Annotated in this window: 29 protein-coding genes (1 of these 29 only partly in view); 18 read left to right on the forward strand and 11 right to left on the reverse strand. The window is 71.5% G+C overall.

Annotated elements, in window-relative coordinates; genetic code table 11:
• The first annotated feature begins 172 nt into the window (after window positions 1-172).
• Window positions 173-1,162: a GTP 3',8-cyclase MoaA gene (gene moaA / locus JGS22_RS19370; protein ID WP_211038876.1), complete on the forward strand. Its 990-nt coding sequence runs from the start codon at window positions 173-175 to the stop codon at window positions 1,160-1,162.
• On the opposite strand, the gene JGS22_RS19375 is transcribed toward moaA, so the two are convergent.
• Both JGS22_RS19375 and JGS22_RS19380 read right to left on the reverse strand, forming a co-directional pair.
• The gene (locus JGS22_RS19375; protein ID WP_372454283.1) at window positions 1,145-1,369 is read right to left on the reverse strand and encodes a hypothetical protein; all 225 of its coding nucleotides are present in this window, start codon (window positions 1,367-1,369) and stop codon (window positions 1,145-1,147) included. The two genes, moaA and JGS22_RS19375, sit on opposite strands and share 18 nt — an antisense overlap.
• A gap of 224 nt (window positions 1,370-1,593) precedes the next feature.
• Window positions 1,594-2,040: a DUF3099 domain-containing protein gene (locus JGS22_RS19380; RefSeq protein WP_211038878.1), complete on the reverse strand. Its 447-nt coding sequence runs from the start codon at window positions 2,038-2,040 to the stop codon at window positions 1,594-1,596.
• Between the two features lie 165 nt (window positions 2,041-2,205).
• Between JGS22_RS19380 and JGS22_RS19385 the strand changes: the two genes are divergently transcribed.
• On the forward strand, window positions 2,206-2,496 hold the full coding sequence (locus JGS22_RS19385) for a GlsB/YeaQ/YmgE family stress response membrane protein (protein ID WP_211038879.1): 291 nt from the start codon (window positions 2,206-2,208) through the stop codon (window positions 2,494-2,496).
• A gap of 95 nt (window positions 2,497-2,591) precedes the next feature.
• On the opposite strand, the gene tyrS is transcribed toward JGS22_RS19385, so the two are convergent.
• The 3 genes from tyrS to JGS22_RS19400 form a co-directional block, all read right to left on the reverse strand.
• Entirely contained in the window at window positions 2,592-4,001 is a 1,410-nt protein-coding gene (tyrS, locus tag JGS22_RS19390) for a tyrosine--tRNA ligase (RefSeq protein ID WP_211038880.1), read from the reverse strand.
• 270 nt (window positions 4,002-4,271) lie between these two features.
• On the reverse strand, window positions 4,272-5,669 hold the full coding sequence (locus tag JGS22_RS19395) for a metallopeptidase TldD-related protein (RefSeq protein WP_211038881.1): 1,398 nt from the start codon (window positions 5,667-5,669) through the stop codon (window positions 4,272-4,274).
• The gene (locus JGS22_RS19400) at window positions 5,666-7,186 is read right to left on the reverse strand and encodes a TldD/PmbA family protein (protein WP_211038882.1); all 1,521 of its coding nucleotides are present in this window, start codon (window positions 7,184-7,186) and stop codon (window positions 5,666-5,668) included. The genes JGS22_RS19395 and JGS22_RS19400 overlap by 4 nt, the downstream gene beginning before the upstream one ends.
• A 427-nt stretch (window positions 7,187-7,613) precedes the next feature.
• On the opposite strand from JGS22_RS19400, the gene fabG reads away from it, so the two are divergent.
• Together fabG and fabI are read left to right on the forward strand one after the other, a co-directional pair.
• The gene (gene fabG / locus JGS22_RS19405) at window positions 7,614-8,318 is read left to right on the forward strand and encodes a 3-oxoacyl-[acyl-carrier-protein] reductase (RefSeq protein ID WP_211038883.1); all 705 of its coding nucleotides are present in this window, start codon (window positions 7,614-7,616) and stop codon (window positions 8,316-8,318) included.
• A 2-nt stretch (window positions 8,319-8,320) separates the two neighbouring features.
• Window positions 8,321-9,100 carry an enoyl-ACP reductase FabI gene (gene fabI, locus JGS22_RS19410; RefSeq protein WP_211038884.1) on the forward strand — a complete coding sequence of 260 codons (780 nt, stop codon included), beginning with the start codon at window positions 8,321-8,323 and terminating at the stop codon, window positions 9,098-9,100.
• Between the two features lie 275 nt (window positions 9,101-9,375).
• Here the strand turns inward: fabI and JGS22_RS19415 are convergent, their stop codons facing one another.
• Window positions 9,376-10,059, reverse strand: a complete 684-nt coding sequence (locus JGS22_RS19415; protein ID WP_211038885.1) for a FadR/GntR family transcriptional regulator — start codon at window positions 10,057-10,059, stop codon at window positions 9,376-9,378.
• 214 nt (window positions 10,060-10,273) lie between these two features.
• Here JGS22_RS19415 and JGS22_RS19420 point away from each other — a divergent pair, with 214 nt between their 5' ends.
• The 4 genes from JGS22_RS19420 to JGS22_RS19430 all read left to right on the forward strand — a co-directional run bounded on the left by JGS22_RS19420 (window position 10,274) and on the right by JGS22_RS19430 (window position 12,833).
• The gene (locus JGS22_RS19420; protein WP_211038894.1) at window positions 10,274-11,575 is read left to right on the forward strand and encodes a CynX/NimT family MFS transporter; all 1,302 of its coding nucleotides are present in this window, start codon (window positions 10,274-10,276) and stop codon (window positions 11,573-11,575) included.
• 16 nt (window positions 11,576-11,591) lie between these two features.
• Complete coding sequence (locus tag JGS22_RS26850; RefSeq protein ID WP_268980893.1) at window positions 11,592-11,708, forward strand: SGM_5486 family transporter-associated protein; 117 nt, start codon at window positions 11,592-11,594, stop codon at window positions 11,706-11,708.
• Between the two features lie 290 nt (window positions 11,709-11,998).
• Window positions 11,999-12,205 (forward strand): hypothetical protein, encoded by a 207-nt coding sequence (locus JGS22_RS19425; RefSeq protein WP_216815040.1) that lies wholly within the window; start codon window positions 11,999-12,001, stop codon window positions 12,203-12,205.
• 109 nt (window positions 12,206-12,314) lie between these two features.
• Complete coding sequence (locus JGS22_RS19430; protein ID WP_211041492.1) at window positions 12,315-12,833, forward strand: SixA phosphatase family protein; 519 nt, start codon at window positions 12,315-12,317, stop codon at window positions 12,831-12,833.
• Window positions 12,834-13,002: 169 nt separating this feature from the next.
• Here the strand turns inward: JGS22_RS19430 and serB are convergent, their stop codons facing one another.
• Complete coding sequence (gene serB / locus JGS22_RS19435) at window positions 13,003-14,262, reverse strand: phosphoserine phosphatase SerB (protein ID WP_211041491.1); 1,260 nt, start codon at window positions 14,260-14,262, stop codon at window positions 13,003-13,005.
• Window positions 14,263-14,609: 347 nt separating this feature from the next.
• Between serB and JGS22_RS19440 the strand changes: the two genes are divergently transcribed.
• Window positions 14,610-17,246: an ABC transporter ATP-binding protein/permease gene (locus JGS22_RS19440; protein ID WP_308405753.1), complete on the forward strand. Its 2,637-nt coding sequence runs from the start codon at window positions 14,610-14,612 to the stop codon at window positions 17,244-17,246.
• Window positions 17,247-17,352: 106 nt separating this feature from the next.
• Here the strand turns inward: JGS22_RS19440 and JGS22_RS19445 are convergent, their stop codons facing one another.
• Window positions 17,353-17,835: an aggregation-promoting factor C-terminal-like domain-containing protein gene (locus JGS22_RS19445; protein WP_211041489.1), complete on the reverse strand. Its 483-nt coding sequence runs from the start codon at window positions 17,833-17,835 to the stop codon at window positions 17,353-17,355.
• 400 nt (window positions 17,836-18,235) lie between these two features.
• Here JGS22_RS19445 and JGS22_RS19450 point away from each other — a divergent pair, with 400 nt between their 5' ends.
• From JGS22_RS19450 to JGS22_RS19465, 4 genes are all read left to right on the forward strand, one after another.
• Window positions 18,236-19,423: a GAF domain-containing sensor histidine kinase gene (locus tag JGS22_RS19450; protein WP_211041488.1), complete on the forward strand. Its 1,188-nt coding sequence runs from the start codon at window positions 18,236-18,238 to the stop codon at window positions 19,421-19,423.
• On the forward strand, window positions 19,416-20,057 hold the full coding sequence (locus JGS22_RS19455) for a response regulator (RefSeq protein ID WP_211041487.1): 642 nt from the start codon (window positions 19,416-19,418) through the stop codon (window positions 20,055-20,057). The genes JGS22_RS19450 and JGS22_RS19455 overlap by 8 nt, the downstream gene beginning before the upstream one ends.
• Before the next feature lie 355 nt (window positions 20,058-20,412).
• Window positions 20,413-20,658, forward strand: coding sequence for a chaplin (locus JGS22_RS19460; RefSeq protein ID WP_211041486.1), 246 nt, complete (start codon window positions 20,413-20,415; stop codon window positions 20,656-20,658).
• Between the two features lie 220 nt (window positions 20,659-20,878).
• Window positions 20,879-21,118 carry a chaplin gene (locus JGS22_RS19465; protein WP_211041485.1) on the forward strand — a complete coding sequence of 80 codons (240 nt, stop codon included), beginning with the start codon at window positions 20,879-20,881 and terminating at the stop codon, window positions 21,116-21,118.
• A 199-nt stretch (window positions 21,119-21,317) separates the two neighbouring features.
• Here JGS22_RS19465 and JGS22_RS19470 read toward each other — a convergent pair whose 3' ends face one another.
• The gene (locus tag JGS22_RS19470; RefSeq protein WP_211041484.1) at window positions 21,318-22,106 is read right to left on the reverse strand and encodes an Rv1486c family protein; all 789 of its coding nucleotides are present in this window, start codon (window positions 22,104-22,106) and stop codon (window positions 21,318-21,320) included.
• A gap of 116 nt (window positions 22,107-22,222) precedes the next feature.
• On the opposite strand from JGS22_RS19470, the gene JGS22_RS19475 reads away from it, so the two are divergent.
• From JGS22_RS19475 to JGS22_RS19485, 3 genes are all read left to right on the forward strand, one after another.
• Window positions 22,223-23,014 carry an ABC transporter ATP-binding protein gene (locus tag JGS22_RS19475; RefSeq protein ID WP_211041483.1) on the forward strand — a complete coding sequence of 264 codons (792 nt, stop codon included), beginning with the start codon at window positions 22,223-22,225 and terminating at the stop codon, window positions 23,012-23,014.
• Window positions 23,015-23,119: 105 nt separating this feature from the next.
• Entirely contained in the window at window positions 23,120-23,539 is a 420-nt protein-coding gene (locus tag JGS22_RS19480) for an NfeD family protein (RefSeq protein ID WP_308405754.1), read from the forward strand.
• Between the two features lie 106 nt (window positions 23,540-23,645).
• On the forward strand, window positions 23,646-24,587 hold the full coding sequence (locus JGS22_RS19485) for an SPFH domain-containing protein (protein WP_211041482.1): 942 nt from the start codon (window positions 23,646-23,648) through the stop codon (window positions 24,585-24,587).
• Between the two features lie 106 nt (window positions 24,588-24,693).
• Here the strand turns inward: JGS22_RS19485 and JGS22_RS19490 are convergent, their stop codons facing one another.
• Window positions 24,694-25,203: an HNH endonuclease gene (locus tag JGS22_RS19490; RefSeq protein ID WP_211041481.1), complete on the reverse strand. Its 510-nt coding sequence runs from the start codon at window positions 25,201-25,203 to the stop codon at window positions 24,694-24,696.
• A 202-nt stretch (window positions 25,204-25,405) separates the two neighbouring features.
• Window positions 25,406-25,936, reverse strand: coding sequence for a YbhB/YbcL family Raf kinase inhibitor-like protein (locus tag JGS22_RS19495; protein ID WP_211041480.1), 531 nt, complete (start codon window positions 25,934-25,936; stop codon window positions 25,406-25,408).
• Between the two features lie 78 nt (window positions 25,937-26,014).
• Here JGS22_RS19495 and JGS22_RS19500 point away from each other — a divergent pair, with 78 nt between their 5' ends.
• Together JGS22_RS19500 and JGS22_RS19505 are read left to right on the forward strand one after the other, a co-directional pair.
• Complete coding sequence (locus tag JGS22_RS19500) at window positions 26,015-26,425, forward strand: guanyl-specific ribonuclease (RefSeq protein WP_211041479.1); 411 nt, start codon at window positions 26,015-26,017, stop codon at window positions 26,423-26,425.
• A protein-coding gene (locus tag JGS22_RS19505; RefSeq protein ID WP_211041478.1) for a barstar family protein crosses the window boundary here: on the forward strand, window positions 26,422-26,667 show its 5' portion. Its footprint extends 195 nt past the window's final position; only the first 246 of its 441 coding nucleotides appear in the window; the start codon lies at window positions 26,422-26,424; its stop codon lies beyond the right edge, outside the window. Before JGS22_RS19500 ends, JGS22_RS19505 begins: the two co-directional genes overlap by 4 nt.

The raw sequence follows: 26,667 nt of genomic DNA on the forward strand, positions 1-26,667 counted from the left end.
ATCGCTGGAACGTATCGACGGCGATAAACGTGCTACAAGAGCTCGGTCAAAACGAGATCAAAAGGCAACGCGTGGCGGCACGCAGTCGAATTCAACGATCTGTTGAATGTCGGCGTGCTGGCGTACTGTCGGATGCAAGAGGCGCGACGAACTGCTGGGAGGCGGACTCCGGATGCTGCTGGACACCTACGGCCGGGTCGCCACCGACCTGCGGGTCTCGTTGACCGACCGCTGCAATCTGCGCTGCACCTACTGCATGCCCGAGGAGGGACTGCAGTGGCTCGCCAAGCCCGAGCTGCTCACCGACGACGAGATCGTGCGGCTGGTGGATATCGCGGTGGCCGAGCTGGGCGTGAAGGACGTCAGATTCACCGGGGGCGAGCCGCTGCTCCGCCCCGGGCTGGTGTCGATCATCGAGCGCTGCGCCGGGCTCTCGCCCCGTCCGAAGCTCTCGCTGACCACCAACGGCATCGGTCTGGAACGCACCGCGATCGCGCTGGCCGCAGCGGGACTCGACCGGGTCAACGTCTCGCTCGACACGCTCGACCCCGAGGTCTTCCGCCGCATGACCCGCCGCAAGCGCCACGCGGACGTGCTGCGCGGACTCGCCGCAGCCAAGGAGGCCGGGCTCACCCCGGTCAAGGTCAACGCGGTGCTGATGCCCGACCTCAACGACGCCGAGGCCCCGGACCTGCTCGCCTGGGCGATCGAGCACGAGTACGAGCTGCGCTTCATCGAGCAGATGCCGCTGGACGCCCAGCACGGCTGGCAGCGCGAGGGCATGATCACCGCCGAGGACATCCTGGCCTCGCTCCGAACGCGCTTCACCCTCGACAACGAGGGCAGCCGGCAGCGCGGTTCGGCGCCCGCCGAGCGCTGGACCGTGGACGGCGGCCCGCACACCGTGGGCGTCATCGCCTCGGTGACCAGGCCGTTCTGCCGGGCCTGCGACCGTACCCGGCTGACCGCCGACGGGCAGGTCCGCACCTGTCTCTTCGCCACCGAGGAGTCCGATCTTCGGGGCGCACTGCGCGGCGGGGCGACGGACGCGGAGGTCGCCGCGCTGTGGCGGACCGCGATGTGGGGCAAGAAGGCCGGGGCCGGCATCGACGACCCCTCCTTCGTGCAGCCGGACCGTCCGATGTCAGCCATCGGCGGCTGAGCGGTGCCAGTCCTCGAGGGTGACGACATCCTTGAGGAAACCGCGCAGATCCAGGAAGTTCGACAGATGCTCGCGGTGGTCGTCACAAGCGAGCCAGGTCTTCCGGCGGTCCGGGGTGTGCAGTTTGGGGTTGTTCCAGGCGAGCACCCACACCGCGGGGAGGCGACAGCCCTTGGCGGAGCAGATGGCGGTGTCCTCAGTCGTCACGCGCCCATCCAAACATGTGCACGGGGGTGAACCGCGCCGGGACATGACGACGCCGGGCAGCCACGGGGGGAGCTGCCCGGCGTCGTTCGGTCGCTCCGACGGGGGATGCGGAGCGCGCTAGAAGTATCGCACGGCATCGCCGCACCGGTGACCGCAAGCGCACGAAACGTCGCCCCGTCGCGGAGTGCGCCCGGCGCGCTGCCTCTTCGTCAACTCCCCCCGGCTCAGGGCTCGTTCGTACTTGCGCCGGGTTCGTGTGCCGCGGAGTGCCCGCCGGGCTCCGCGGCCTCCCGGGGCGGTTCCGCAGGTCGTTCGCTCCCCTGTCGGGGTGGCTCACCGGCCGGCGCGGAGGGCCGTTCCGCCGGGGTGCCGGTGCCCGCACCGAGCCGGGGTCTGGAAGGCGCGCCCAGCAGCGAGGACGGGATCGCGGGGGAGTTCTCCCGCCCCGCGTTGGCGATCACCACGGCGATGTACGGGAGCACCACACCGAGGGCCAGCAGCACCACGGCCAGCGGTCGCGAGACGTTCCACAGGGCGACGGTCAGCAGCACCGAGAGGGTGCGGACCAGCATCGAGACGACGTAGCGCCGCTCCCTGCCGCGCACATCCTCCGACAGGCCGCGACGCGCCCCGCTGATCCGGAAGACCTCTGCTCCGTGCCGTCTGCTCACCGTCACCACCACCCCTCCACGCCCATACGGTACGCCTCGGCGTGCGCACCGCCCCGCCCAGGTCCGGGCGCGTGCCTTCACGCGTTCGGCCCACGTCGTGGTGCGCCGGGTGGTGGCGGGAAGCAGCCTGAAGGCCGCGCAGGGTGCGCATGAGACGGAGGCGTCATGAGCTGGTTGTGGGCGATCATCGTCGGGCTCATCCTCGGCGTGCTGGCCCGCGCGATCCTTCCCGGGAAGCAGGGCATCCCGCTGTGGTTGACGGTCATCTTCGGAATGGTCGGAAGCCTGCTGGGAAACCTGGTCGCGGGATGGATCGGCGTGGACAACACCAAGGGCATCGACTGGATCAGACACGCGTTGCAACTCGGTGGAGCGGTCCTCGTGGTCGCGCTCGGCGCGCCCCTGTACGCCTCGATGAAACGCGGCGGCAGCGGCAGCGGCAGAGGGAGAACCTGAGCCCGCCTCGCACACACGGCAGCGGCCGGCCCCCGTACCAGGGGACCGGCCGCTGCCGTGTGTGTGCTTTGACTGCCGCGTGGCAGCTGCCCGCATCAGAGGCCGGTGACCTCGGCCAGCTTGCGCCCCGCCTTGAGGTAGACCGAACCGGACGCCCCGGACTCGGCCAGCTTCTCCCGTACGACCTCGCCGAGCGGGCGCGTCGCGTCGCTCTCCGAGAGCACGGCTGTCTGCTGCCCGTCCGCGGCCTCGACGACCACGCGCAGCGCGTTCTGCTTGGCGAGCCGCCGCGCGGCCGAGGCGCTCGGCACGAACTCCAGCACCCGCGCCAGTACGGCGGCGACGCCCTCCGCGCCGTGCACGGACGCGTCGACGGTGGGCAGCGTGCCGACGTCGCCGAAGGACTTCTTGGAGAACTGCGCGACGAAGCCCGCTCGGGCCTTCATCGCGCTCGGCACGTCGAAGAGCACTGAGACGACCTCGCCCGCCAGGATCTTCTTCAGGTCCATCGGGTGCAGATCCCGCTCCGCCACCCGGTGGAGGGCGAGCGCGACCTCCTGGTCGGACCACTCGGTCCACGCCTTGAGGTACGGCTCGATCAGCCGGTCCGGGATCGACATGATCTTTCCGAACACGTCCTCGGCGGTCGACCGCAGACCGACGTAGTTGTCCTTGGACTTGGACATCTTGGCGCCGGTGCCGTCGGTGCCCTCGATCAGCGCGTTGGTGACCACCAGCTGCGGGGTCTGGCCGCGCAGCTCCATCAGCTTGCGGCCCATCTGGAGGTTGAGCAGCTGGTCGGCGCCGCCGAGCTCGACGTCGCTCTCCAGGGCGACCGAGTCCAGCGCCTGGGCCACCGGGTACAGCAGCTCCGACATGGTCAGCCCCGAACCCTCGGCGAGCCGGGTGCGGAAGTCGTCCCGCTGGAGCAGTTGGGAGACCGGCACCTGGGAGAGCAGCCCCAGCAGCTCCGGGAAGGTGTACGGGCCGAGCCACTCGCTGTTCTGCGCGAAACGGACCTGCTCGAAGTCGAGGAAGGGCCGGACCTGCTCCTTGTAGGTCGCCATGTTCTGCGCGATGTCCTCGTCGGTGAGCGGGGGCCGCTCGGCCGTACGCCCGGACGGGTCGCCGATCTTGGCGGTGAAGTCCCCGATGATCAGGACGACTTCGTGCCCCATGCGCTGTAAGCGGCTCAGGGTGAGCACCGGGACCGCATGGCCCAGGTGCATGTCCGAACCGGTCGGGTCGACGCCCAGCTTCACCCGCAGGCCGGTGCCCTCGGAGCGGCGCCGCTCGATGCGTGCTGCCAGCTGCTCCACTCCGGGCAGCACGTCCACCGTGCGCGCGGCGATCAGGGCGGCCTGCTCGTCGGCCGAGAGATCCGTCAGATCCAGACCGCGCCTCGCGGTCGTCTCGGTGAGCAGCTGCTCCACGGCGGAGTCGGAGGAGAGGTCCTGTGCCAGCAGCCTGCCGGCACGTGCGACGGAGTCGCCGAGGCGTGTCATCGGGGGTTCCTGTAATTCGGGTCGGTGGGGATCGACGGTTTCGACAAGGGCTCGATCCGGGCGGACGAGGGGTTCGACCGAAGCGGACGAGGGGTTCGACGAGGTGCGGGCCAGGGCCGACGGGGTTGCGACGGCCGCGGAGGTACGGGGGCGAGTGTAGTGGGGCGGCCCGCCCGCGGGTCCGGCCGGACGCCGGATGCCGTGGGCGGGCCGCGTGCGCGGTGGCCGACGTCCGCCGGGCCGCCGCGTCACCCGCCGGGGCCCGCCGCGTCACACGCCGGGGCTGACCGAGCTCATGTTGAAGTCCGGTACGCGCAGCGCGGGCATCGCGGTGAGCGGGAAGTAGTCGCCCCACTCGCGCGAAAGCGTGCGCTCGGTGGCACCTGCCTCGCTCGCACGGCCCAGCACCGCGACGGGCGACTCGTTGAAACGGAAGTTGTTCACCGCGCCGACGATCTCGCCGCCCTCGACCAGGTACACGCCGTCCCGGGTCAGCCCGGTCAACAGCAGTGAGGCCGGGTCGACTTCGCGGATGTACCACAGTGAGGTGACCAGCAGCCCGCGCTCGGTGGCGGCGACCATCTCCTCCAGCGAACGACCGCCGCCGCCGTCCAGTACCAGGTTGTCCGCGGCGGGGGCGAGCGGCAGGCCGGTCAGCTCGGCGGAGTGGCGGGTGGTGACCAGCCGCTCCAGCGTGCCCTGCTCCAGCCAGTCGGTACGGGTGAGCGGGAGGCCGTTGTCGAAGACGGAGGTGTCCTCGCCCGAGGAGTGCGCCACCAGGAAGGGTGCGCTCTCCAGGCCGTCGGCGCGCGGATCGCTGTAGAGGTTCAGCGGGAGGCCGGCGAGCCGCTCGCCGACCCGGGTGCCGCCGCCGGGCGCGGAGAAGACCGTACGGCCCTCGGCGGCGTCCCTGGCCGCGGAGCACCACAGCTGGTAGATCAGCAGATCGGCCACCGAGCTCGGCGGCAGCAGCGTCTCGTACCGCCCCGCGGGGAGGTCCACTCTGCGCCGCGCCCACTCCAGGCGCTGGGCCAGCGCGGACTCCTCGGCGGCCAGGTCGACGTCGGTGAAGTCCCGGGTCGCGCTGCCGGCCCAGGCCGAGCGCGTACGGTCGCCGGACTTGGCGTTGAGCTCCAGGGTGCCGGTGGGCTGGTCGTGGCGCAGCCGCAGCCCGGTGGAGCTGCCGAGGTAGGTGCTGACCATCTCGTGCAGGGCGAAGCCGTACAGCTCGCGGTCGGCCGCGCGCGAGCGGGCGAAGGACTCGCCCAGCGCGGGGGCGAAGGCGGCGAAGACCTCGGGTGAGGTCTCGGCGGGCGGGGCGGCGAAGTCCTCGTCGGCGGCTCCGCCGGTGACCAGCGAACGTCCGTCCTCGGCGGGGCCGGCGTTGTGCGCGGCCTGCTCCGCGGCCCGTACGAGCGTCTCCAACTCCCCGTCGGTGACGGCGGACCGGGAGACGACCGCGGAAGCGGTGCCCTCCTGCCCGTCGACCGTGGCGATGACGGTGAGGTTGCGGGAGCGGGTGGTGCCGTTGGTGGTGAGCGAGTTGGCGGCCCAGCGCAGGTTGGCGGTGGAGCGCTCCTCGGCGATGACGATGCAGCCGTCGGTCCTGGACAGCGCGAGCGCGCGTTCGACGACCTCGTGCGGTGCGGGGGTGGATGCGGTGGTCATCGGCCGGCCTCCTGGCTGGTGTTGAGGATGTTGACGCCGCGGAAGAGCGCGCTCGGGCACCCGTGCGAGACGGCGGCGACCTGGCCCGGCTGGGCCTTGCCGCAGCGGAAGGTGCCGCCGAGTACGTACGTCTCCTCGCCGCCCACCGCCTCCATGGACCCCCAGAAGTCGGTGGTGGTCGCCTGGTACGCCGCGTCCTTGAGCTGGCCGGCGAGCCTGCCGTTCTCGATCCGGTAGAAGCGCTGCCCGGTGAACTGGAAGTTGTACCGCTGCATGTCGATGGACCAGGAGCGGTCGCCGACGACGTAGATGCCGCGGTCCACCCCGGAGATGAGCTCCTCGGTGCTCGGGCCCTGCGGCGCCGGCCGGAGGGAGACGTTCGCCATCCGCTGGACCGGCACATGGCCGGCCGAATCGGCGAACGCGCAGCCGTTGGAACGCCCCAGACCGGTCAGCCGGGCCATCGAGCGGTCCAGCTGGTAGCCGGTGAGGACCCCGTCGCGCACCAGGTCCCAGGACTGCGCGGCGACGCCCTCGTCGTCGTAGCCGATGGTCGCCAGACCGTGCTCGGCGGTCCGGTCCCCGGTCACGTTCATCAGCGGGGAGCCGTACTTCAGTGTGCCCAACTTGTCGAAGGTGGCGAACGAGGTGCCCGCGTACGCCGCTTCGTAGCCCAGGGCGCGGTCCAGCTCGGTGGCGTGGCCGATGGACTCGTGGATCGTCAGCCAGAGGTTGGACGGGTCGATGACCAGGTCGTAGGCGCCCGCCTCGACGCTCGGCGCAGCCATCTTCTGCGCCAACAGCTCCGGAATCCCGGCGAGTTCGGCGTCCCAGTCCCAGCCGGTGCCCTCCAGGTACTCCCAGCCGCGGCCGGCCGGCGGCGCGAGGGTGCGCATCGAGTCGAAGGCGCCGGAGTCGGCGACCGAGACGGCGGTCAACTCCGGGTGTACGCGAACCCGTTGCTGGGTGGTCACGGTGCCTGCCGAATCGGCGTAGAACTTGTTCTCCTGCACGGCGAGCAGCGTCGCGTCGACGTGGTCCACCCCGTCGGCCGCCAGCAGCTGCCGGCTCCACTCGCCCAGCCGGGCGGCGCGCTCCTCCTCGGGTACGTCGAAGGGGTTCTTCCCGTACGCCGAGACCCAGCTGCGTTCGCCGTGCGAGGGCTCGTCCGCCAGCTCCACGCGCTCCTGGGAGCCGGCTGTGCGCCGCACCCGTGCGGAGAGCTTCGCCATCGCCACCGCCTGGCCGGCGACCCGGGCTGCGGCGTCCATGGTGAAGTCGACGCCGGAGGCGAACCCCCAGGCACCGTCGTGCACGACGCGCACCGCGTAGCCGATGTCGGTGGAGTCCCCGGACCCCGCCACCCGGCCGTCGCGCAGCCGCAGCGTCGCGTCGCGCACGCGCTGGCAGCGGAAATCGGCATGCTCGGCGCCCAGCGCCCTGGCACGGGCCAGCGCGGCGTCGGCGAGCGGGCGCAGCGGCAGCGCGGTGAACGTCTCGTCAATCGGTTGGGGCACAACTACCTCCCGGGGTCGGCCACCGATCATGCCTTGTCGGACCGTGACGGCGCTGCGGATATCGCATCGGGCGGAGCCGCGGGTGGGCCGGGCGCACCGTGCGTGGCGCTCCGCGGCGGCCGGCGGAACGGCTCCCGAACGGGCTGCGAACGGGTGAGGAACGGGGTTGGGGACGGAGCGGGGCACGCAGGGCCGACCGTGAACGGGTCGGGAAGGGCGGGACCTTGTCAGGTCGGCGGGGTGTCTGTCGGGACCCGACAGGAGTCGGTGGATGCCGCTGTGGAGGACTGAGAGCGGCTGTCGGCATTCGGCCCGGTAGTTTGCGGAGTGCAGGTGTACGCGGTCCGGGGTTCGTCTCCGACGGCGGCGCCCGTTCTGTGCGACCACGACAGAACGTACGACTGAACTACGACAGAGAAGGTGTCTCTTGAGCCGCTCCGTACTAGTCACGGGAGGCAACCGCGGCATCGGTCTGGCCATCGCGCGGGCCTTCGCCGACGCGGGGGACCGGGTGGCCATCACCTATCGGTCCGGGGAACCGCCCGAGGGCTTCCTGGCCGTCCGCTGCGACATCACCGACCAGGAGCAGGTGGAGCAGGCGTTCAAGACGATCGAGGAGGAGCAGGGCGCGGTCCAGGTCCTGATCGCCAACGCGGGCGTCACGCGGGACCAGTTGCTGCTGCGGATGTCCGAGGAGGACTTCACCTCGGTCCTGGAGACCAACCTCACCGGCACCTTCCGGGTGGTCAAGCGCGCGACGCGCCCCATGCTGCGGGCCCGCAGCGGACGCGTCGTGCTCATCTCCTCCGTCGTCGGCCTGCTGGGCTCCGCGGGCCAGGCCAACTACGCGGCCTCCAAGGCGGGCCTGGTCGGGTTCGCACGTTCGATCGCCCGTGAGCTCGGCTCGCGCAACATCACCTGCAACGTCCTCGCGCCCGGTTTCGTCGACACCGACATGACCCGTGCGCTGAGCGACGAGCAGCGCGAGAAGATCGTCGGCCAGGTGCCGCTCGGCCGCTACGCGCAGCCAGACGAAATCGCCGCCACCGCGCGGTTCCTGGCATCGGAGGATGCCGCATACGTCACCGGAGCCGTCATCCCTGTCGACGGCGGATTGGGCATGGGGCACTGATCATGAGCGGACTTCTCGCAGGCAAGCGCATTCTGGTCACCGGAGTGCTGACCGACTCCTCGATCGCCTTCCACGCGGCGCGACTCGCCCAGGAGGAGGGCGCCGAGGTCGTGTTGACCGGCTTCGGGCGGCTCAGCCTGGTGCAGCGCATCGCCAAGCGCCTTCCCAAGGAGGCGCCCGTTCTGGAGCTCGACGTCCAGAACAAGAAGCACCTCGACACCCTCTGCGACCGGGTCGCCGAGCAGCTCGGCGAGGGCGTGGGCCTGGACGGCGTCGTGCACTCGATCGCCTTCGCCCCGCAGGACGCCCTCGGCGGCAACTTCCTCAACACCGAGTGGGACTCGGTGGCCACCGCGGTGGAGGTCTCGGCCTACTCGCTCAAGTCCGTGACCGCGGCGGTGCTTCCGCTGCTGGAGAAGCGCGGCGGATCGGTCGTCGGCATGGACTTCGACGCCCAGTTCGCCTGGCCGAAGTACGACTGGATGGGCGTGGCCAAGGCCGCGCTGGAGTCGACCTCCCGCTACCTGGCGCGCGACCTCGGTCACAAGGACATCCGCTGCAATCTGATCTCCGCCGGGCCGATCAAGTCCATGGCGGCGAAGTCCATTCCGGGCTTCGAGGACCTCGCGGACGTGTGGAACCACCGCGCGCCCATCGGCTGGGACCTCGCCGACCCGGAGCCGGCCGCACGCGGCGTGGTCGCGCTGCTGTCGGACTGGTTCCCCAAGACCACGGGCGAGATCGTCCACGTCGACGGCGGCGTGCACATGATGGGCGCCTGAGCCGGCCCTCCCGCCGGACAGCCTTGGGCCCGCGGGCCCAAGGCGCCTGAGCAACGAGCCCTGAGCCCCGGGTCCGCGGTCCTGCCGTGAACCCGAGCGGGGCCCGTGCTCCGCCGAGTGGCGCGACCGCCGCAGACCGACGCCCGTACCGTGCTCCGCCGCGCGGTACGGGCGTCGTCGCGTCCCCGGCCGGGCCGCGGGGGCCGCGGGGGCCGCCTCCGGCCGCCCCACGCTCCACGGCCACCTGCCACCGGCCACGCCGAACGCGCCCCCGGCTACCGGCCGGTGCGGCGTACGCCACGGCAGCCGGTGGCGTACGAGCCCGCCTCCCGCGCCGCTCCCTCCGCGTCCTGTCGGCGGATCGCCTCGACCATCGCCGCGTGCTCGATGTAGCGCTCCTCCCGCAGCTCCTCGCCGACGTCGAACCGCAGGAAGTCCCGCAGCACGTCGCCCAGGTCGGCGTGCAGGGCGGTGAGGACCTCGTTGTGGGAGGCCTGGACGATGGCCAGGTGCAGGGTGGCGTCGGCCTCCACGAAACGTCCCACCTCGCCCGACTCCCAGGCGAGTTCACGGCGTTCGAGCAGCAGGTCGAGCTGGAGCAGATCGGCGTCGGTGCGCCGGTGCGCCGCCAGCCGCGCCCCCTCGGCCTCCAGCGCCGAGCGCAGCTCCGCGATGTGCTGCGGATCGGCCTCGGCGAAGCGGCGCTGCATCACCCCGGCCAGCTCGCTGGTGGCGACGACGAAGGTGCCCGCGCCCTGGCGGATGTCCAGCAGCCCGTTGTGGGCCAGCGCCCGGATCGCCTCGCGCACCGTGTTGCGTGCCACACCCAGCTGTTCCACGAGCTCCGGCTCGGTGGGGATGCGGCTGCCCACCGGCCAGGCACCCGAGACGATCTGCTGGCGTACCGCGTCGATGACCTGGTCGGAGAGCGCGGAGCGGCGTGGGGTGTTCAGCGACATCGGGTTCCTCGGTCGGGCGTCGGCGATGGGTGGGGCCGTTGGCCGTTATTCATCCCATCATTCTATGATGGGCCGCATGGGTGAGGACGAACGGATCGCGCTACAGCACATGGCCGACGGCGGCTCGACCACTTTCGGCACCGGTACGGCCCCGTCCGCCCCTCCCACCGCGGCCGTCGACACCACCGGCCACCTCGACACCACCTCGACGGAAATGACCGCCACGCCCGACGCCCCCCACGGGGCGCCCGGCGACCGGCGGCCCGCGGCGCCCGTGCGCGCGGTGCTCGCCTCCCGTCGGACGCGAGTGCTGGTCGCCGTCGGAATGGTCCTGGTCGCGCTCAACCTGCGTCCGGCAGTCTCCGGGCTGGGCCCGCTGCTGGAGGAGGTGCGCACCGGCCTCGGGCTCAGCGGCGCGGTCCTCGGGGTGCTCACCTCGGTGCCGGCGCTGTGCTTCGCCGTCTTCGGCAGCCTCGCGCCGAGGCTGGCCCGCCGTTTCGGGCCGCTTCTCGTCGTGGTGGCCGCCATGGCCGCGCTCGCCGCCGGGCTGGCCCTGCGGGCGTTCGCCGGCGGCACCGCGGTCTTCCTGCTCACGACCGCCCTGGCGCTCGCCGGTATCGCGGTCGGCAACGTGCTGATGCCCGTCGTGGTCAAGCGCTGGTTCCCCGATCGGGTCGGCACCATGACCGGCCTGTACTCCACCGCGCTGGCCCTCGGTACCTCGGGCGCCGCCGCGCTGACGGTGCCGCTCACCCAGGCAGCGGGCGGCAGTTGGCGCTTCGGGCTCGGCGTGTGGGCGCTGCTCGCGCTGGTGGCGATGCTGCCGTTCGGCGCGGTACTGCTGCGCCGACGGCGTACGGAGGCCGCCGCGGCCGGCGGCGCACCCGCCGACCCGTCGGGCGCACCCGCCGACCCGTCGGGCGCACCCGCGCCGGCGTTCCGGATGAGCCGTTCCGCCACCGCCTGGGCGCTCGGCGTCTTCTTCGGCCTCCAGGCCACCGGTGCCTACGTGGTGATCGGTTGGCTGGCGCAGATCTACCGCGACTCGGGACTGTCCGCCGGCACCGCGGGTGCGCTGATGGCCGTCGCGATGGGCGTCAGCATCCCGCTCTCCTTCGTGCTGCCCCGGGTGGCCGCGGCGCTCAGCCACCAAGGCCCGCTCGCCGCCGTACTGGCCCTGTCCGGTCTGGGCGGATACACCGGTCTGATTCTCGCGCCGACGTCGGTGCCCGTGCTGTGGGCGCTGCTGCTCGGCGTCTCCAACTGCGCCTTCCCGCTGGTGCTGACCATGATCGGCATGCGGTCCAGGACAGGCGTCGGGGTGGCGAAGCTGTCGGCCTTCGTGCAGAGCACGGGCTATCTGATCGCCATCCCCGGGCCGCTGCTGGTGGGCGTGCTGCACGACGCCTCCGGCAGCTGGAACCCGCCGTTGCTGATGATGTGCGGGCTGCTCGTGGTGCAGCTCGCCGTCGGGGTCCTCGCCGGTCGGCACCGCTTCGTGGAGGACGGGGGCTGAGTGCGACACTGGCGTCATGCCCGTACTCGAACCGAACCCCGGAGATGGCCAGAAGAAGCTGCTGCTGGTCTTCGGCGCCATGCTCGGCATCTCCGTGGTGATCGGTGTGATCGCCACCATCGCCTCGCCCTGAGCGGCCCCGGGCCCCGCCTGCCGCCTCGTCCGCGGACTGGCTCGGTACGGCCTCGGTCTCGCCTCCGTGCGGTCTCGCCGCGGGGGTCGCCCCGCGCCGGGCCCGTCGTACGTCGACCAGCCGTCGACCGGCGGCTTTCGGGGGCGTGGTGGTGCCTGCCCCAGTACCCCTAGGGGGAATGGCTCAGGGTGGGATGGGTGGTTGACCGGATGGGAAGGTGCCGCCTCGCGCCGTAGCGTCGAAGCAGCGTCACAACGACGGTGACGACGAAGCCACGGAGGCGAGCGACGATGACTGGCCGTGCCCACCCGAACACCCCCCGCCCACGCGCCCCCCGCGCCTCCTCGCTGCCCTGGTGGGCCCTGGCCCTCCCGGTGCTGGCGTTCGTCGCGTTGTTGACGCTGCCCGCACTCGGCACACCCGCACCCTCGGAGGTCTCCTCGGGGCGTGTGCTCAGCGAGCTGGTGGCGCGGGTGCAGCAGACCTTCGGCGGCTGACCGGTCACGCGCGCGGGGCAGCCGCGGCCCCTCGCGTGGTTGCGCGTACGCGTCAAGTGAGTCCCCAACTCCCCGGGCTGCGCGGCGCATTTCGTGCGAAGCTTGAGGCATGAGCGTCGATGTGTCCCGCAGAATCGTTCTACTCCGCCACGCCAAAGCCGACTGGCCCGACGGCGCCGACCACGACCGTCCGCTCGCCGAGAGAGGCCGCAAGGACGCCCTGGTCGCCGGGGACTGGCTGGCCGCCCGGCGGATCAACTTCGACCTGACTCTCTGCTCCACGGCCGTACGGACCCGCGAGACCTGGAAGCTCGTGGTGTCCCGCCTGGAGCACCGGCCGAAGACCGTCTACGAGGACCGGCTGTACGAAGCCTCGCCCGGCGAGATCATCGCCGTGCTCAACGAGCTCCCCGAGGACTGCGCCGAGCTCCTGGTCGTCGGCCACAATCCCGGCATCCAGGGAGTGGCCGAGGTGCTCACCGGAGCGGCGGAGCCCGAGGCGGCTACGCACATGGAGCGGCTGGGTTTCCCGACCTCCGCGGTCGCCGTGCTCGCCTTCGACGGCGACTGGAAGGCGCTCCAGCCCGGCTCGGCCCGGCTCACCGAGCACTGGGCGCCGCACGAGTAGCGGCAGTACGAGCGGCGTCAACGCCGTTCCGGCACAGATGAGTTGAGACGTACCCCAGGGGTGCGGTCGCGGTGCGTGCACCGTGGCCGCACCCTTCGAACGTCGGGGCGCCGACGGTCCGTACGGTCCGGGGTCGTACGTCTCGCGAAGTCGGGCCGGGCGCGGTGGCTCAGTCCCGGATGTCGGCGGCCTCGACCTCGTCGCGGGTGATGCCCAGCAGGTACAGCACGGTGTCCAGGAACGGCACGTTCACCGCGGTGTGCGCGGCCTGGCGGACCAGCGGCTTGGCGTTGAACGCCACCCCGAGACCGGCGGCGTTGAGCATGTCCAGATCGTTGGCGCCGTCGCCGATCGCCACGGTCTGCTCCAGCGGTACGCCGGCCTGCTCGGCGAACCTGCGCAGCAGCCGGGCCTTGCCCGCGCGGTCCACGATCTCGCCGGTGACCCGGCCGGTCAGCCGGCCCTCGACGATCTCCAGGGTGTTGGCGGAGGCGAAGTCCAGGCCGAGACGCTCCCGGAGGTCGTCGGTGACCTGGGTGAAGCCGCCCGACACCACCCCGACCTGGTATCCCAGCCGCTTGAGCGTACGGACCAGGGTGCGCGCGCCCGGGGTGAGCCGTACCTCCGAGCGGACCTTCTCGACGACCGAGGCGTCCAGGCCCTTCAGCAGCGCGACCCGGGCGTGCAGGGACTCCTCGAAGTCCAGCTCGCCGCGCATCGCCGCCTCGGTGACGCCCGCCACCTCGGCCTCGCAGCCCGCGTGCGCGGCGAAGAGCTCGATGACCTCGTCCTGGATGAGCGTGGAGTCCACGTCCATCACCACCAGCCGCTGCGCGCGGCGCTGGAGCCCGGAGGAGACCACGGCGACGTCCACCCGCTTCGCGGCGGCCTTGGTGGCGAGCGCGGTGCGCAGGGTGGCGGTGTCGGCGCCCGAGACGTCGAACTCCACTGCGGTGACGGGGTACTTGGCCAGTCGGAAGATGCGGTCGATGTTGCCGCCGGTGCCGGTGATGGCCGCGGTGATGGCAGCCGTGGACTCGGCGGAGAGCGGGTGGCCGAGCATCGTCACATGTGAACGGCCAGTGCCGCGCGGGCTGTTGTCGCCGTGCCCGGAGATGATCTCCGCCTGGAGCTTCAGCGAGTCGGCCCAACTGTGCACGGTGGCCCGCAACTCGCCCTCGGTGGCGCCGTCCGCCTCACCGGTGGGCGCGGTGACCAGCGCGCACAGCGTTATCCGGCCACGGGTGACGACCTGCTCGATATCGATGACATCCAGCCCGTACGCGGCCAGCGTGTCGAAGAGTCCGGCGGTGATGCCGGGGCGGTCCCTGCCGAAGATCTTGACCAGCAGGGTGGGGGCGTCCTCGCCGGTCGGATCGGTGACCGGGGGCGTGATGTGCGATGCGTGCGATGCGTGCGATGCGCTCATGGTGATCCCCACGGTATCGGGAGTGGGACGGGTCCGTACGCGCGTCCGTATCCCGGTCGACGGATGGTCACCGGCTGTTCGCCCGATGTCCGTCGACCGGCGGCGGGTCGGTCGGGTGGCCGTGCGGCTCCTGCGGTGCGCGGGGCCGGGGGAGTGACCCACCTCGAATGCCGCTTTCGAGATGCTTTGTCAAGGGCAGGTTCGTGCGGCATGTCTCCGGTCGGTGGCAGTTCCACGGCCCGACTTCCGATAAACCGGTCGAGCCTGGAATAGTTCCCCACGATGTTCGCCATCCCAAGACCCCCTGGACCGGGGGTAGCTCGGGGGACCAATTTGTGGGGCGTGGAGTGCCGGAACTCGTACTGGAACTGAACGGCCGGACCTGGACGTTGGACCCGTCCAGGTCGTACACCCTGGGCCGTGATCCGCAGGGTGACCTCGTAATCGACGACGCTCGCGTCTCCTGGCGGCACGCGGCCGTCCGGTGGGGCGGACAGGGCTGGATCGTCGAGGATGTGGGCAGCACCAACGGGACCTTCATCCAGGGCCATCGCGTCCAGCATGCGGACGTGGGGCCCGGGTCGGTGGTCAACCTCGGCAATGCGACGGACGGGCCGCAGCTGAGCTTCAGCGGGTCACCCGCGATGTCGCCGCAGACGGCGGCCCAGGGCACGCCCGCGCCCGCCGCCGCGCCGCAGCAGGCTGAGCCGCAGCAGGGCTGGCAGCAGCCTCCGCAGGCGCCGCAGCACGGGTACCAGCAGCCCGGCCACCAGCAGCCGCAGCAGGGTAACTGGCCGCAGCAGCAGGGGTACCAGCAGCAGGGCGGACCGCAGGGGTACCCCCAGCAGGCCGTGCCGCAGAGCGCCCCTCCGCAGCAGCGACAGCCCGAGCAGCAGGCGCAGCAGTACCCGGGCCAGGCCGGCCAGCAGGCGCAGGGGCGCCCGCAGGGGCAGGCGGCGCCCGCGTCCGGTGGCGACCGCAGCCCGACCACCTTCCACCAGCTGGCGCTCGGCCGGGTGATGCGCATCGGCCGCGCCCTGGAGAACGAGCTGGTCGTCTCCGACCTCCAGGTCTCGCGGCTGCACGCGGAGTTCCTGGCGAGTCCCGACGGCCGCTACGAGATCCACGATCTCGGCAGCCACAACGGCACCTACGTCAACGGCCGGCAACTGCCCAAGAACGGCCGCCAGCAGCTCGGCCCCAGCGACATCGTCGGCGTCGGCCACTCGACGTTCCGGCTGGTCGGCGACCGGCTCGAGGAGTTCGTCGACACCGGCGAGGTCTCCTTCGCCGCCCGCCATCTGACCGTCCAGGTCGACGGCGGCAAGACGATCCTCAACGACGTCTCCTTCGGCGTCCCCGAGAAGTCCGTCATCGCGGTGATCGGCCCGTCCGGCTCCGGCAAGTCCACGCTGCTCAAGGCGCTCACCGGCTACCGGCCCGCCAACCAGGGCGAAGTGCTCTACGACAACCGGAACCTCTACCTGCAGTTCGCCGAGCTGCGGCACCGCATCGGGCTGGTGCCGCAGGACGACATCCTGCACACCGCGCTCAAGGTGCGCACCGCCCTGCGGTACGCCGCCAAGCTCCGCTTTCCCGGCGACGTCGCGGACGCCGAGCGCAATCAGCGCGTCGAAGAGGTCCTCGCCGAGCTGAAGCTCGACATCCACGCCGACAAGCGCATCCACTCGCTCTCCGGCGGCCAGCGCAAGCGGGTCTCCGTGGCGCTGGAGCTGCTGACCAAGCCGTCCCTGATCTTCCTGGACGAGCCGACCTCGGGGCTGGACCCGGGCATGGACCGCGATGTGATGCAGCTGCTGCGCGGTCTGGCCGACGACGGCCGCACCGTGCTGGTCGTCACCCACTCGGTCGCCGAACTCCAGCTGTGCGACAAGCTGCTGGTGATGGCACCGGGCGGTGGTGTGGCCTACTTCGGCCCGCCCGAGGAGGCCCTGAACTTCTTCGGCTACGACACCTGGGCCGACATCTTCTCGGCCTTCGAGAACTACCGCGACTACGACTGGATGGGCCGCTGGCGCGGCTCGGAGCACTACCAGCTGTACGCCGCCGACATCGACGCCGTCGCCCCGCAGCCGGTCAACTGGCAGCAACAGCAGACCAGACTGCAGAAACCCCAGAGCTGGGGCTCCCAGCTGTGGACGCTGATGCGGCGCTACTGCTCGGTGATCGCCTCCGACCGCGGCTTCATCGGACTGATGTTCATCCTGCCCGCGGTGCTCGGCATCGTGAGCGTGGTGATCCCCTCCGACCACGGGCTGGGCCTGGGCGCGGAGCCCACCTTCACCAACCGGGACGCGAGCACCATCCTGCTGATCCTGGTGGTCGGCATGTGCTTCTCGGCGGCGGCCAACTCCGTGCGGGAACTCATCAAGGAACGGGTGATCTACGAGCGCGAACGCGCGACCGGTCTCTCCCGGTCCGCGTATCTGATGTCGAAGGTCATCGTGCTCGGAATGATCACCGCGCTCCAGGGCGTGATCATCTGTGCGATCGGCTTCCTGCCGCGCACGATGCCCGACGAGGGCCTGCTCTTCGCGGGCACCCCCGCGATCGAGATGACGCTGGTGGTCATCGCGCTCGGCATGGCTTCGATGATGGTCGGCCTGATCATCTCCTCGCTGGTGAAGACCTCCGAGAAGACGATGCCGCTGCTGGTGATGTTCGCGATCGTGCAGGTCGTCTTCACCGGTGTGCTCTTCCAGATCTACGACAAGCCCGGCATCGAGCAGTTCGCCTGGCTGATGCCCTCGCGCTGGGCCGTCGCAGGCATGGGCAACACCGTGCAGCTGAACGTCCTGCTGCCGTGGAACCCCAAGGACCCCGACGACTACGACGGGCTCTGGGAGAACGAGCTCGGCACCTGGCTCATGAACATGGGCGTGCTGCTGACCATGACGGTCCTGTGCGGCTTCGTCGTCGCGCGCTTCCTGCGCCGGCACGAGCCCGAGGTCATGCGCAAGTAGCAGCCCGCTCCTCCGGGTGCGCCCGGAGCACGGTCACCACGGCGGCGGCGCCCCACGCCAGGGGCACCGCCGCCGTTCGTCGTGTCCGCGGCTGTGCGCCGCGGGCTCAGGGCCGGTCGTTTTGCTTCCGGACGTCCCACGCCGCGCAGGTGCTGCCGTACCGCTCGTCCAGCCACTGCACGGCCCACTGGACCTGCGTCGCCGGGTTGGTGCGCCAGTCGGATCCGGCATCGGCCAGTCCGTTCTCCGGGTCGGCCTGCAGGAGCCCGTACGCGTCGCTCTCCGGGTCCTGGGCGGTGTGGTCCCAGTCGCTCTCCTGCTCGACGATCCGCGAGAAGCACTCGTACTGCCGGTCGCTGTCGGTGGCGTCCCGTGCTGCCTGCTGGGCGTCGGCCACCACGCTGCGGTCGACCGGTTCCTGCGCCGCGAGCGGCTGCGCGTGTGCGTGCCCGGACAGACCGGAAAGGGCGAGCGTCGCCGCGCCGATGGTCGCGGCGCCCGCCACGACGACCCGGCGTCCGGTGGAGCAGCTGGAGAGCCTCGACTCGGCGAGGCCGGAGAGCCGGTCGAGTCCTGAGCGCACGGACATGGCGGTGCACACCTTCCGAGAGGATCGCGCAGACGCCCTGCGCTCTCGATATGAGTAACAAGTCATGGCGAAACGGACAAAGGTGCTCGCTACTAACCGGCTTCGTCCACACCGGGTCCGAAGGTCCCGACAATCCGACGTTCGGCCTCCCCGGAGCTGTCGAGCCCAACCTCCGCCGCCGAAGCGGATTCGTAGGTGATCCGCGTCTCGTGCGCGGAGTCACTTCGGGGGCCTTGTGGCCGCCCCGGTTCCGGCCCACCGCCCGCGCCCCGGCCCACTGCCCACTGTTCCGGCCCTCGACCGTTCGCACGGGTCGGGCGCCGGGCCCAGGACCAGCGACAGTCACCGCCCCGTTCGCAGGGCCGATCCCCGCGCGGTGGGCCGCCGGTAACGTGAGCCCATGCTCACCACCGGGTTGGCGGCCGTCAGCACCGCCATCCTCGCCATGAACCGCCAGCTTCAGGTGCGCGAGGTGCTCCAGACGATCGTGCGCTCCGCCAGGGAGCTGCTGGATGCCGAGTACGCGGCGCTGGGCGTCCCCGACGACCGCGGCGGCTTCGCCCAGTTCGTCGTCGACGGCGTCAGCGACGAGCAGTGGAAGGCCATCGGCCCGCTGCCGCGTCAGCACGGCATCCTCGCGGCGATGCTGGAGGAGGCCACCCCGCAGCGGCTGGCCGACGTACGCCGGGACCCGCGGTTCGGCGGCTGGCCGCAGGCCCACCCCGAGCTGACCGACTTCCTCGGCATGCCGGTCGTCGAGGGGGAGGAGGTCCTGGGCGCGCTCTTCCTCTCCAACAAGCGCCGTCCCGGGCCCGACGACGAGCGCGGATCCGAGCCCGAGCGCGCGCGCCGCCCCGGGCCAGACGACCGGTCCTCCTTCACGGAGGAGGACGAGGCGCTGCTCGGTCTGCTCGCCGAACACGCCGCGATCGCCCTGTCCAACGCCCGCCTCCACGAACGGGGGCGGGAGTTGACCATCGCCGCCGAGCGCACCCGGATCGCCCACGAGCTCCACGACGCCGTCGCCCAGAAGCTCTTCTCCCTGCGCCTCACCTCGCAGGCCGCCGCCGCCCTGGTGCACCGCGACCCGGAACGGGCCAGGGCCGAACTCCAGGAGGTGGCCGTCCTGGCCGCCGACGCCGCCGACGAACTCCGCGCCGCCGTCGTCGAGTTGCGTCCCGCCGCGCTGGAGGACGACGGCCTCGTCGCCGCCCTGCGCGCTCACGTACAGGTGCTGCACCGCGCCCACGCCGCGACCGTGACCTTCACCGCCCACGGCGTACGGGTGCTGCCCTCGCCCCAGGAGGAGGCGGTGCTGCGGGTCGCCCAGGAGGCGCTGCACAACGCGCTGCGCCACGCCGACGCCGACCGGGTCGAGGTGGCGCTGGACCGCACCTCCGCCGGCCGCGCCCGCCTCGCGGTCACCGACAACGGCCGCGGTTTCGACCCCGGCGAGGTGCGCAGAGCCGGCCGCCATCTGGGCCTGGTCTCCATGACCGACCGCGCCGCCGGCGTCGGCGGCACCCTCACCGTCTCGTCCGCACCCGGCGAAGGCACCTCCGTCGAGCTGGAGGTGCCCGGTGGCTGACCCGATCCGCGTACTGCTGGTCGACGACCACCAGGTCGTACGGCGCGGCCTGCGCACCTTTCTCGAGGTCCAGGAGGACATCGAAGTGGTCGGCGAGGCGGCGGACGGCGCGCAGGCCGTCGCGCTCGCGGAGGAGCTGCGCCCCGCCGTCATCCTGATGGACGTCAAGATGCCCGGGGTCGACGGCATCCAGGCACTGCGCGAGCTGCGCCGGTCGGAGAACCCGGCCCGGGTGCTGGTGGTCACCAGCTTCACCGAGCAGCGCACCGTCGTCCCGGCGTTGCGTGCGGGCGCGGCGGGCTACGTCTACAAGGACATCGACCCGGACGCACTCGCCGGCGCCATCCGCTCAGTGCACGCCGGCCACGTGCTGCTCCAACCAGAGGTCGCCGACGCGCTGTTGACCCAGGAGAGCCCCACCGCCGGGCAGGGGAGGCCGGGGACGCTGACCGACCGCGAGCGCGAGGTGCTCGGGCTGATCGCCGACGGACGTTCCAACCGGGACATCGCCCGCCACCTCGTCCTCTCGGAGAAGACGGTCAAGACCCACGTTTCGAACATCCTTATGAAGCTCGACCTCGCGGACCGGACCCAGGCCGCGCTGTGGGCCGTTCGGCACGGCATCGGCGACTGACGGTCCCGTCCGAGACCTCGCCCCGCGCCTGTCCCGCGCCGCACCCCGCGCCGGCCGGCTCGCCGTCGGCCGGACCTGCTCAACGCCTGCTCAGTGTCTGCTCCGAGGCTGCCGGGCGCCCGTCCCGAGCGTGCTCGGCACCCGTTCGACGCCGACCCGGAGCGGTCAATACCCGCGCGCGGCCCGCCCGGTGACAGACCTCGCCGGCGCTGGCAAGACCCCCGGCTGCGCGATCTTGCGAATCACTCTCCCGGGTGGTTGGGCGGGACAGCGCGCACCCTGCCGGGGCGCACGGCCGTTCTCCATGGCGTGCTGCGGCGAACTTGCCGCGGCAACCGCTAGGAGGGTTGAGAAAGTGAAGAACCTGAAGAAGGCCGCTGCCATCACGATGGCGGCCGGTGGCTTCGTTGCCGCCACCGCCGGTGCCGCTTCCGCGACCGGTGGCGCGCTCGCCGAGGGCCAGGCCGCGCACTCGCCCGGCGTCGTCTCCGGCAACGTCATCCAGGTTCCGGTGAGCGTCCCGGTGAACGTCTGCGGCAACACCGTGAACGTCATCGCTCTGCTGAACCCGACCTTCGGCAACACCTGCATCAACAAGTGACCTCGAGCGGCGTCACGGCGCCGCTCACCCCGAGGGCCGTCACCGTACGAGCCCCGGGGAGGCCCGGTCGACAAATCCGTTACCGGGTGCGGCAGTTGCTCCGAACGGGCGTATCTGCCGCAGAACACCGCACCAGACCGTGTCTCTCTCCGACCAGCCGCGTTGCCCAGCGTGTGACTCCGCGGTCGGAGTCACGGTCCGTCACCAGGAGGAACATCTCATGAACGCAGCCACGAAGGCCGCCGTCGTTCTCGCCGCTGCCGGCGCCGCTGTCGGCGGTGCCGCCGGTACCGCTCTCGCCGACTCCGGCGCCCAGGGCAAGGCCGCGCACTCGCCCGGCGTCATCTCCGGCAACGTGATCCAGGTTCCGGTGCACGTCCCGGTGAACGTCTGTGGCAACACCATCAACGTCATCGGCGTTCTGAACCCGGCGTTCGGCAACACCTGCATCAACGACTGAGCCAGGTCCACACGGACAGGCTGAGCGTCTGAAGCAACGAGGGCCCCCGCCCGGTGCGGGGGCCCTCGGCACGTCCGGACCCGTTTCGTGGGACACCCGGGGCGGTACGCCCCGCCCTCCGGCAAGTGACCGCCGCCCCCGGCCGTCGGAGCCCGCCGCTCGCCGCCCCGCAGCCCGCCGCCCAACATCCGGGCGCACCTCAGGAGTTGCGCCGCTCCCACTCCTCCGCATACGCGTTGTACGCCGCCACCTGGGCCCGCCGCGCGACCCGCTCCACCGGACGCAGCAGCTCACCGCGCGCCGCCATCTCGGACGCGCTCACCGCCCCTCCGTGCTCGGGCTCGCGGGCGATGGCCACCACCGCGGCCACCCGCTGCGCCAGTTCCAGCACCCGTACCGCCCGCGGCGGGTACCCGGGCGCCAGCAGCTGCCGCCCCGCCTCCGCCCGCGCCTGGTACGCCTCGAGCGCCGCACGTGCGACCGGCCCCGAGCCCGCCACGTCCAACCGCGTCAGCGCGGTGGTGGCATCGCGCAGGGCATCCGCCAACTCCCGTTCCGCCTCGCCGAGGCTCGGCACGTCGGCGGGCGGGGCCTCGCGCACCTCGGCGCACTCCCAACGCACCTCGACGCGACGGCCCCCCTCCGGTCCCGCGGACTCGATCCGCGGCACCAGCCCGAGCCGGGCGCCGCAGACGATCACGGCCTCGCCCGCCTCCAGCGCACGGGAGTTGAAATCGGGAGGGCCGGTGAGGCCCAGCGGATGTCCGGGCACCGGAAGCGCGACCCGCAGGCCGGTCGCGCCGAGCGACCGCAACCGGCCGAGGGCCAACGTCAGGCCCACCGGCCCTTCCTCACCCGGCAGACCGCGGACACGGTGCACGGCATCGTCCGCGACGGTCTCCAGTGCGGCTTCGTCGGGTGAGACCGCGCCTGCGTACAGTGCGTTCCCCCAGGCGGCCAGGCGCCCGGATCGAGGTTCTTCGAGCATCCCACCACCATAGGTACAAGCCTGCGGAACCCGACGCCGGTCCGGTGACGTAGGTTTGCAGGGGACCGTGCCCACAGGTGCGGGCAAACGCGAGTCAATTGGGAGACAGCGCGGACATGAGCGATGTACTGGAACTGGTGGACGTATCCGTGGTCCGCGGGGGGCGCGCTCTGGTTGAGGACGTCTCCTGGTCGGTCAAGGAGGGCGAGCGCTGGGTGATTCTCGGCCCGAACGGCGCCGGGAAGACAACCCTGCTCAACGTCGCATCCAGCTACCTCTTCCCGAGCTCGGGGACGGTCTCCGTCCTGAGCGAGAAGCTCGGCGCGGTCGACGTCTTCGAGCTCCGCCCGCGCATCGGCATCTCCTCCAGCGCGCTCACCGACAAGCTCCCGCGCAGCCAGACCGTGCTCCAGACCGTCCTCACCGCCGCCTACGGCATGACCGCCGGCTGGCAGGAGTCCTACGACACGATCGACGAGGACCGCGCCAGGGCGTTCCTCGACCGGCTCGGGATGAGCGAGTACCTGGACCGCAAGTTCGGCACCCTCTCCGAGGGAGAGCGCAAGCGCGCCCAGATCGCCCGCGCGATGATGGCCGACCCCGAGCTGCTGCTGCTGGACGAGCCCGCCGCCGGCCTGGACCTCGGCGGGCGCGAGGACCTCGTGCGTCGCCTCGGCCGGCTGGCCCGCGACCCGTACGCGCCGTCGATGCTGATGGTCACGCACCATGTCGAGGAGATCCCGCCGGGCTTCACCCACGTCCTGATGATCCGGCAGGGCAAGGTGCTCACCGCCGGCCCGCTGGAGACCGAGATGACGTCCTCGAACCTCTCCCGCTGCTTCGGGCTGCCGCTCGTCGTCGAGCAGCGCGGCGACCGCTGGACCGCGAGCGGGCTCCCGCTGAGCTGACCCGCCCGCTCCCCGCGGCGAAGCCGTCGTCGGCGGAGCGAATCGGCTGGTTCCCGCCCCCGACGCACCCTGTCCCGGGCACCCGGGCGCCCGTACCATGGGGTGGTGGATGAATGGGTGTGGTGGCTGGTGGCCGCCGTAGGGCTCGGCATCCCGCTGGTGCTGACGGCCATGCCGGAGTTCGGCATGCTGGCCATCGGTGCGGCGGCGGGTGCGATCACCGCTGCGCTGGGCGGAGGCCCTGTGGCGCAGGTCGTGGTTTTCGCGCTGGTCTCGACCGCGTTGATCGTGGTGGTCCGGCCGGTGGCCAAGCGGATGCGCGCCGAGCGGCCGGAGCTGGCGAGCGGTGTCGACGCCCTCAAGGGGCAGCGCGCCGTGGTGCTCGAGCGTGTGGACGACCACGGCGGCCGGGTCAAGATCGGCGGCGAGATCTGGTCGGCCAGGACCCTGGAGGGGGACACCTACGAACCGGGCAGCAGGGTCGACGTCGTCGAGATCGACGGAGCCACCGCCATCGTGATGTGATGGCTCCCGACAACCGCACAGTTACTGGTCGTACACATCGGCGCGGCCCAACCAGGCGTGCCGCACCACGACTTCAGTCCCGCAAACAAGAGTCCAGGGGGACGCGATGGATGCAGTCATCATCGTCTTGATCATCCTGGTGGTGCTGGTATTCATCGCACTCATCAAGACGATCCAGGTCATTCCGCAGGCCAGCGCCGCCATCGTCGAACGCTTCGGCCGCTACACCCGCACCCTCAACGCGGGTCTGAACATCGTGGTGCCGTTCATCGACACCATCCGCAACCGGATCGACCTCCGCGAGCAGGTCGTCCCGTTCCCGCCCCAGCCCGTGATCACCCAGGACAACCTGGTGGTCAACATCGACACGGTGATCTACTACCAGGTCACCGACGCGAGGGCCGCGACGTACGAGGTCGCAAGTTACATCCAGGCCATTGAGCAGCTCACCGTCACCACTCTGCGCAACATCATCGGTGGCATGGACCTGGAGCGGACGCTCACCTCGCGCGAGGAGATCAACGCCGCGCTGCGCGGAGTGCTCGACGAGGCCACCGGCAAGTGGGGCATCCGCGTCAACCGCGTCGAGCTGAAGGCCATCGAGCCGCCGACCTCCATCCAGGACTCGATGGAGAAGCAGATGCGCGCCGACCGTGACAAGCGCGCGGCGATCCTCCAGGCCGAGGGTGTACGGCAGTCCGAGATCCTCCAGGCCGAGGGCCACAAGCAGTCCGAGATCCTGCGTGCCGAGGGTGACGCCAAGGCGGCCGCGCTGCGTGCCGAGGGTGAGGCCCAGGCGATCCGTACGGTCTTCGAGTCCATCCACGCCGGTGACCCGGACCAGAAGCTGCTCTCTTACCAGTACCTCCAGATGCTGCCGAAGATCGCCGAGGGCGACGCCAACAAGCTCTGGATCGTGCCCAGCGAGATCGGCGATGCGCTCAAGGGACTCGGCGGCGCGTTGGACGGCTTCACCGGCCACGGTGGCGGCGGGGGCGGCGAGTCCAGGGGCGTCCGCCCGCCGACCGAGCGTCCCGCCATCGACTGACCGACGCGACCGCGCCCCGCGGGCCTCGGCCCGCATCGCGCACGTCTCCGTACAGGACGGGGCCGGACCGCCGCTCTCCGCGGCGGGTCGGCCCCGCTCTCGTTGGCTAGGCGGCGCTCGGCATCGGCAGCCACTCCGGGAGCGTCGTACCGTCCCGGAGGTTCAGCGCCAGCAGCAGGGCGTCCGCCGGAGTCGGCTCGAACGGCTGGGCCAGCAGCCGCATCCCCGCCTGCACGGGAGTGCGGTCCGCCTTGCGGTGGTTGTCCGCGGCGCAGGAGGCCACGGTGTTCAGCCAACTGTCCCCGCCACCGCGGGACCTGGGCACGATGTGGTCCACCGTGGTCGCCCGGCGCCCGCAGTACGCGCACCGATGACGGTCGCGCACCAGTACGCCCCGACGCGACCACGGCGCCCGTTGTCGGAAGGGGACCTTCACGAACCTGCGGAGTCTGATCACTTGCGGCACGGGCAGCTCGACCTGCGCCGCACGGACCTTCAGCCCGGGATGCGACTGCTCGACGACAGCCTTCTCCTGCATGACGAGCACCACCGCCCGCCGCAGCGCGACAGTCGACAGCGGCTCGAAGCTTGCGTTGAGTACGAGCGTCTCGCGCATCCCGTCCACCTCCCCGTGAGACCCGCCGCCGTGGCGGGTGGCACCACTGTGCCGGTGCCCACTGGTGGGGACAACGCAATTTCCCTGCGATGTACGGCGGATGGCCGGTCGGGGTACACCGGCGTGTGCGACGGACGACGACGGGGTGGCGCGTCTTCGCCGGGGCCGCGCGAACGCCCCGCCCGCGCGGCCCGACTCCCCGCTACTCTCCGGCGATCTCGTACTCCGCGATCAGCTGGGCGCGGCCGATCGCCTTGAAGCGCAGGTTGAAGCCGACGACCGCCGGAGTCGCGTCCGCGTCCGGTCCGAGCCGGTCCTCGCCGACTGCGTAGACCGTGAACACGTACCGGTGCGGGCCGTCGCCGGGAGGCGGTGCCGCGCCGCCGAAGTCCGCGGTGCCGTAGTCGTTGCGCACCTGTACGGCACCCTCGGGCAGCCCGGCGAAGGAGCCGGAACCCGCCCCGGCCGGAAGTTCGTTCACCTCGGCAGGGATGTCGATCACCGACCAGTGCCAGAAGCCGCTGCCGGTGGGCGCGTCCGGGTCGAAGCAGGTCACCGCGTAGCTCTTCGTCCCCTCCGGAGCGCCCTCCCAGCGCAGCTGCGGCGAGGTGTTGCCCTCCGCGTACGCCTGGGCGTCGGCCAGCCGACCGCCCTCGACGTCCGTGCTGGTCACCGTGAAGTCCGCGACGGGCGGGTGGAAGGCGTGCGGAAGCGGTCGCCGCTGCTCGGTCACGTGGAACCTCCTGTTCGGGAATGCTCTGTCCGGCCAGCCTAACCAGGCGCGCCGGACCCTTCCTGCGACCATGGTCGAGTGCTGCGAAGAATTCTGGTTGCCCTGCTGGCCGCGGTCGCACTGCTGTCGGCCGGCTGCATCGGGAACGAGAGCCGGGGCGGGACGCCCGACGCCAACTCCTCGCTCCCCAGCCCCGGTTGGGCCGAAGGCCTGACCGTCGTCACCTCCGCGAAACTCCCCGAGCAGGCGCGCACCACGCTGCGGCTGATCGACGAGGGCGGGCCGTTCCCGTACGAGAAGGACGGCAGCGTCTTCGGCAACTACGAGGGCCTGCTGCCCCGGCAGGACCGCGGCCACTACCGCGAGTACACCGTGCCCACACCGGGCGAGCGGGACCGCGGTGCGCGCCGTATCGTCGCGGGCGCCGACCGGGAGCGCTACTACACCAGTGACCACTACGAGTCGTTCAAGGCGGTGGTGACCCCGTGACCGGTCCCGCACCCGAGATCACCGGCCGGGAGCTGCCGCGGCTGCTCGACGGTTCGCTGCCGCCGGGCGTCTACCGGTGGCACCCGGCTCCCGATGCGGAGGAGGCGGCCGACCTGCTTGCGCGCGCCTCGACCGCCCGCTGGCATCCGGCGCTGCTGGAACTCACCGGCGTGCGCGAGAAGTCCGCGTTCTTCGACCGCTGCGCCACCGGGCTCGACCTCCCCGAGTGGTTCGGCCGCAAC

This window comes from Streptomyces tardus, from assembly GCF_018101125.2.
In the GTDB taxonomy this organism is placed as follows: Bacteria; Actinomycetota; Actinomycetes; order Streptomycetales; family Streptomycetaceae; genus Streptomyces; species Streptomyces tardus.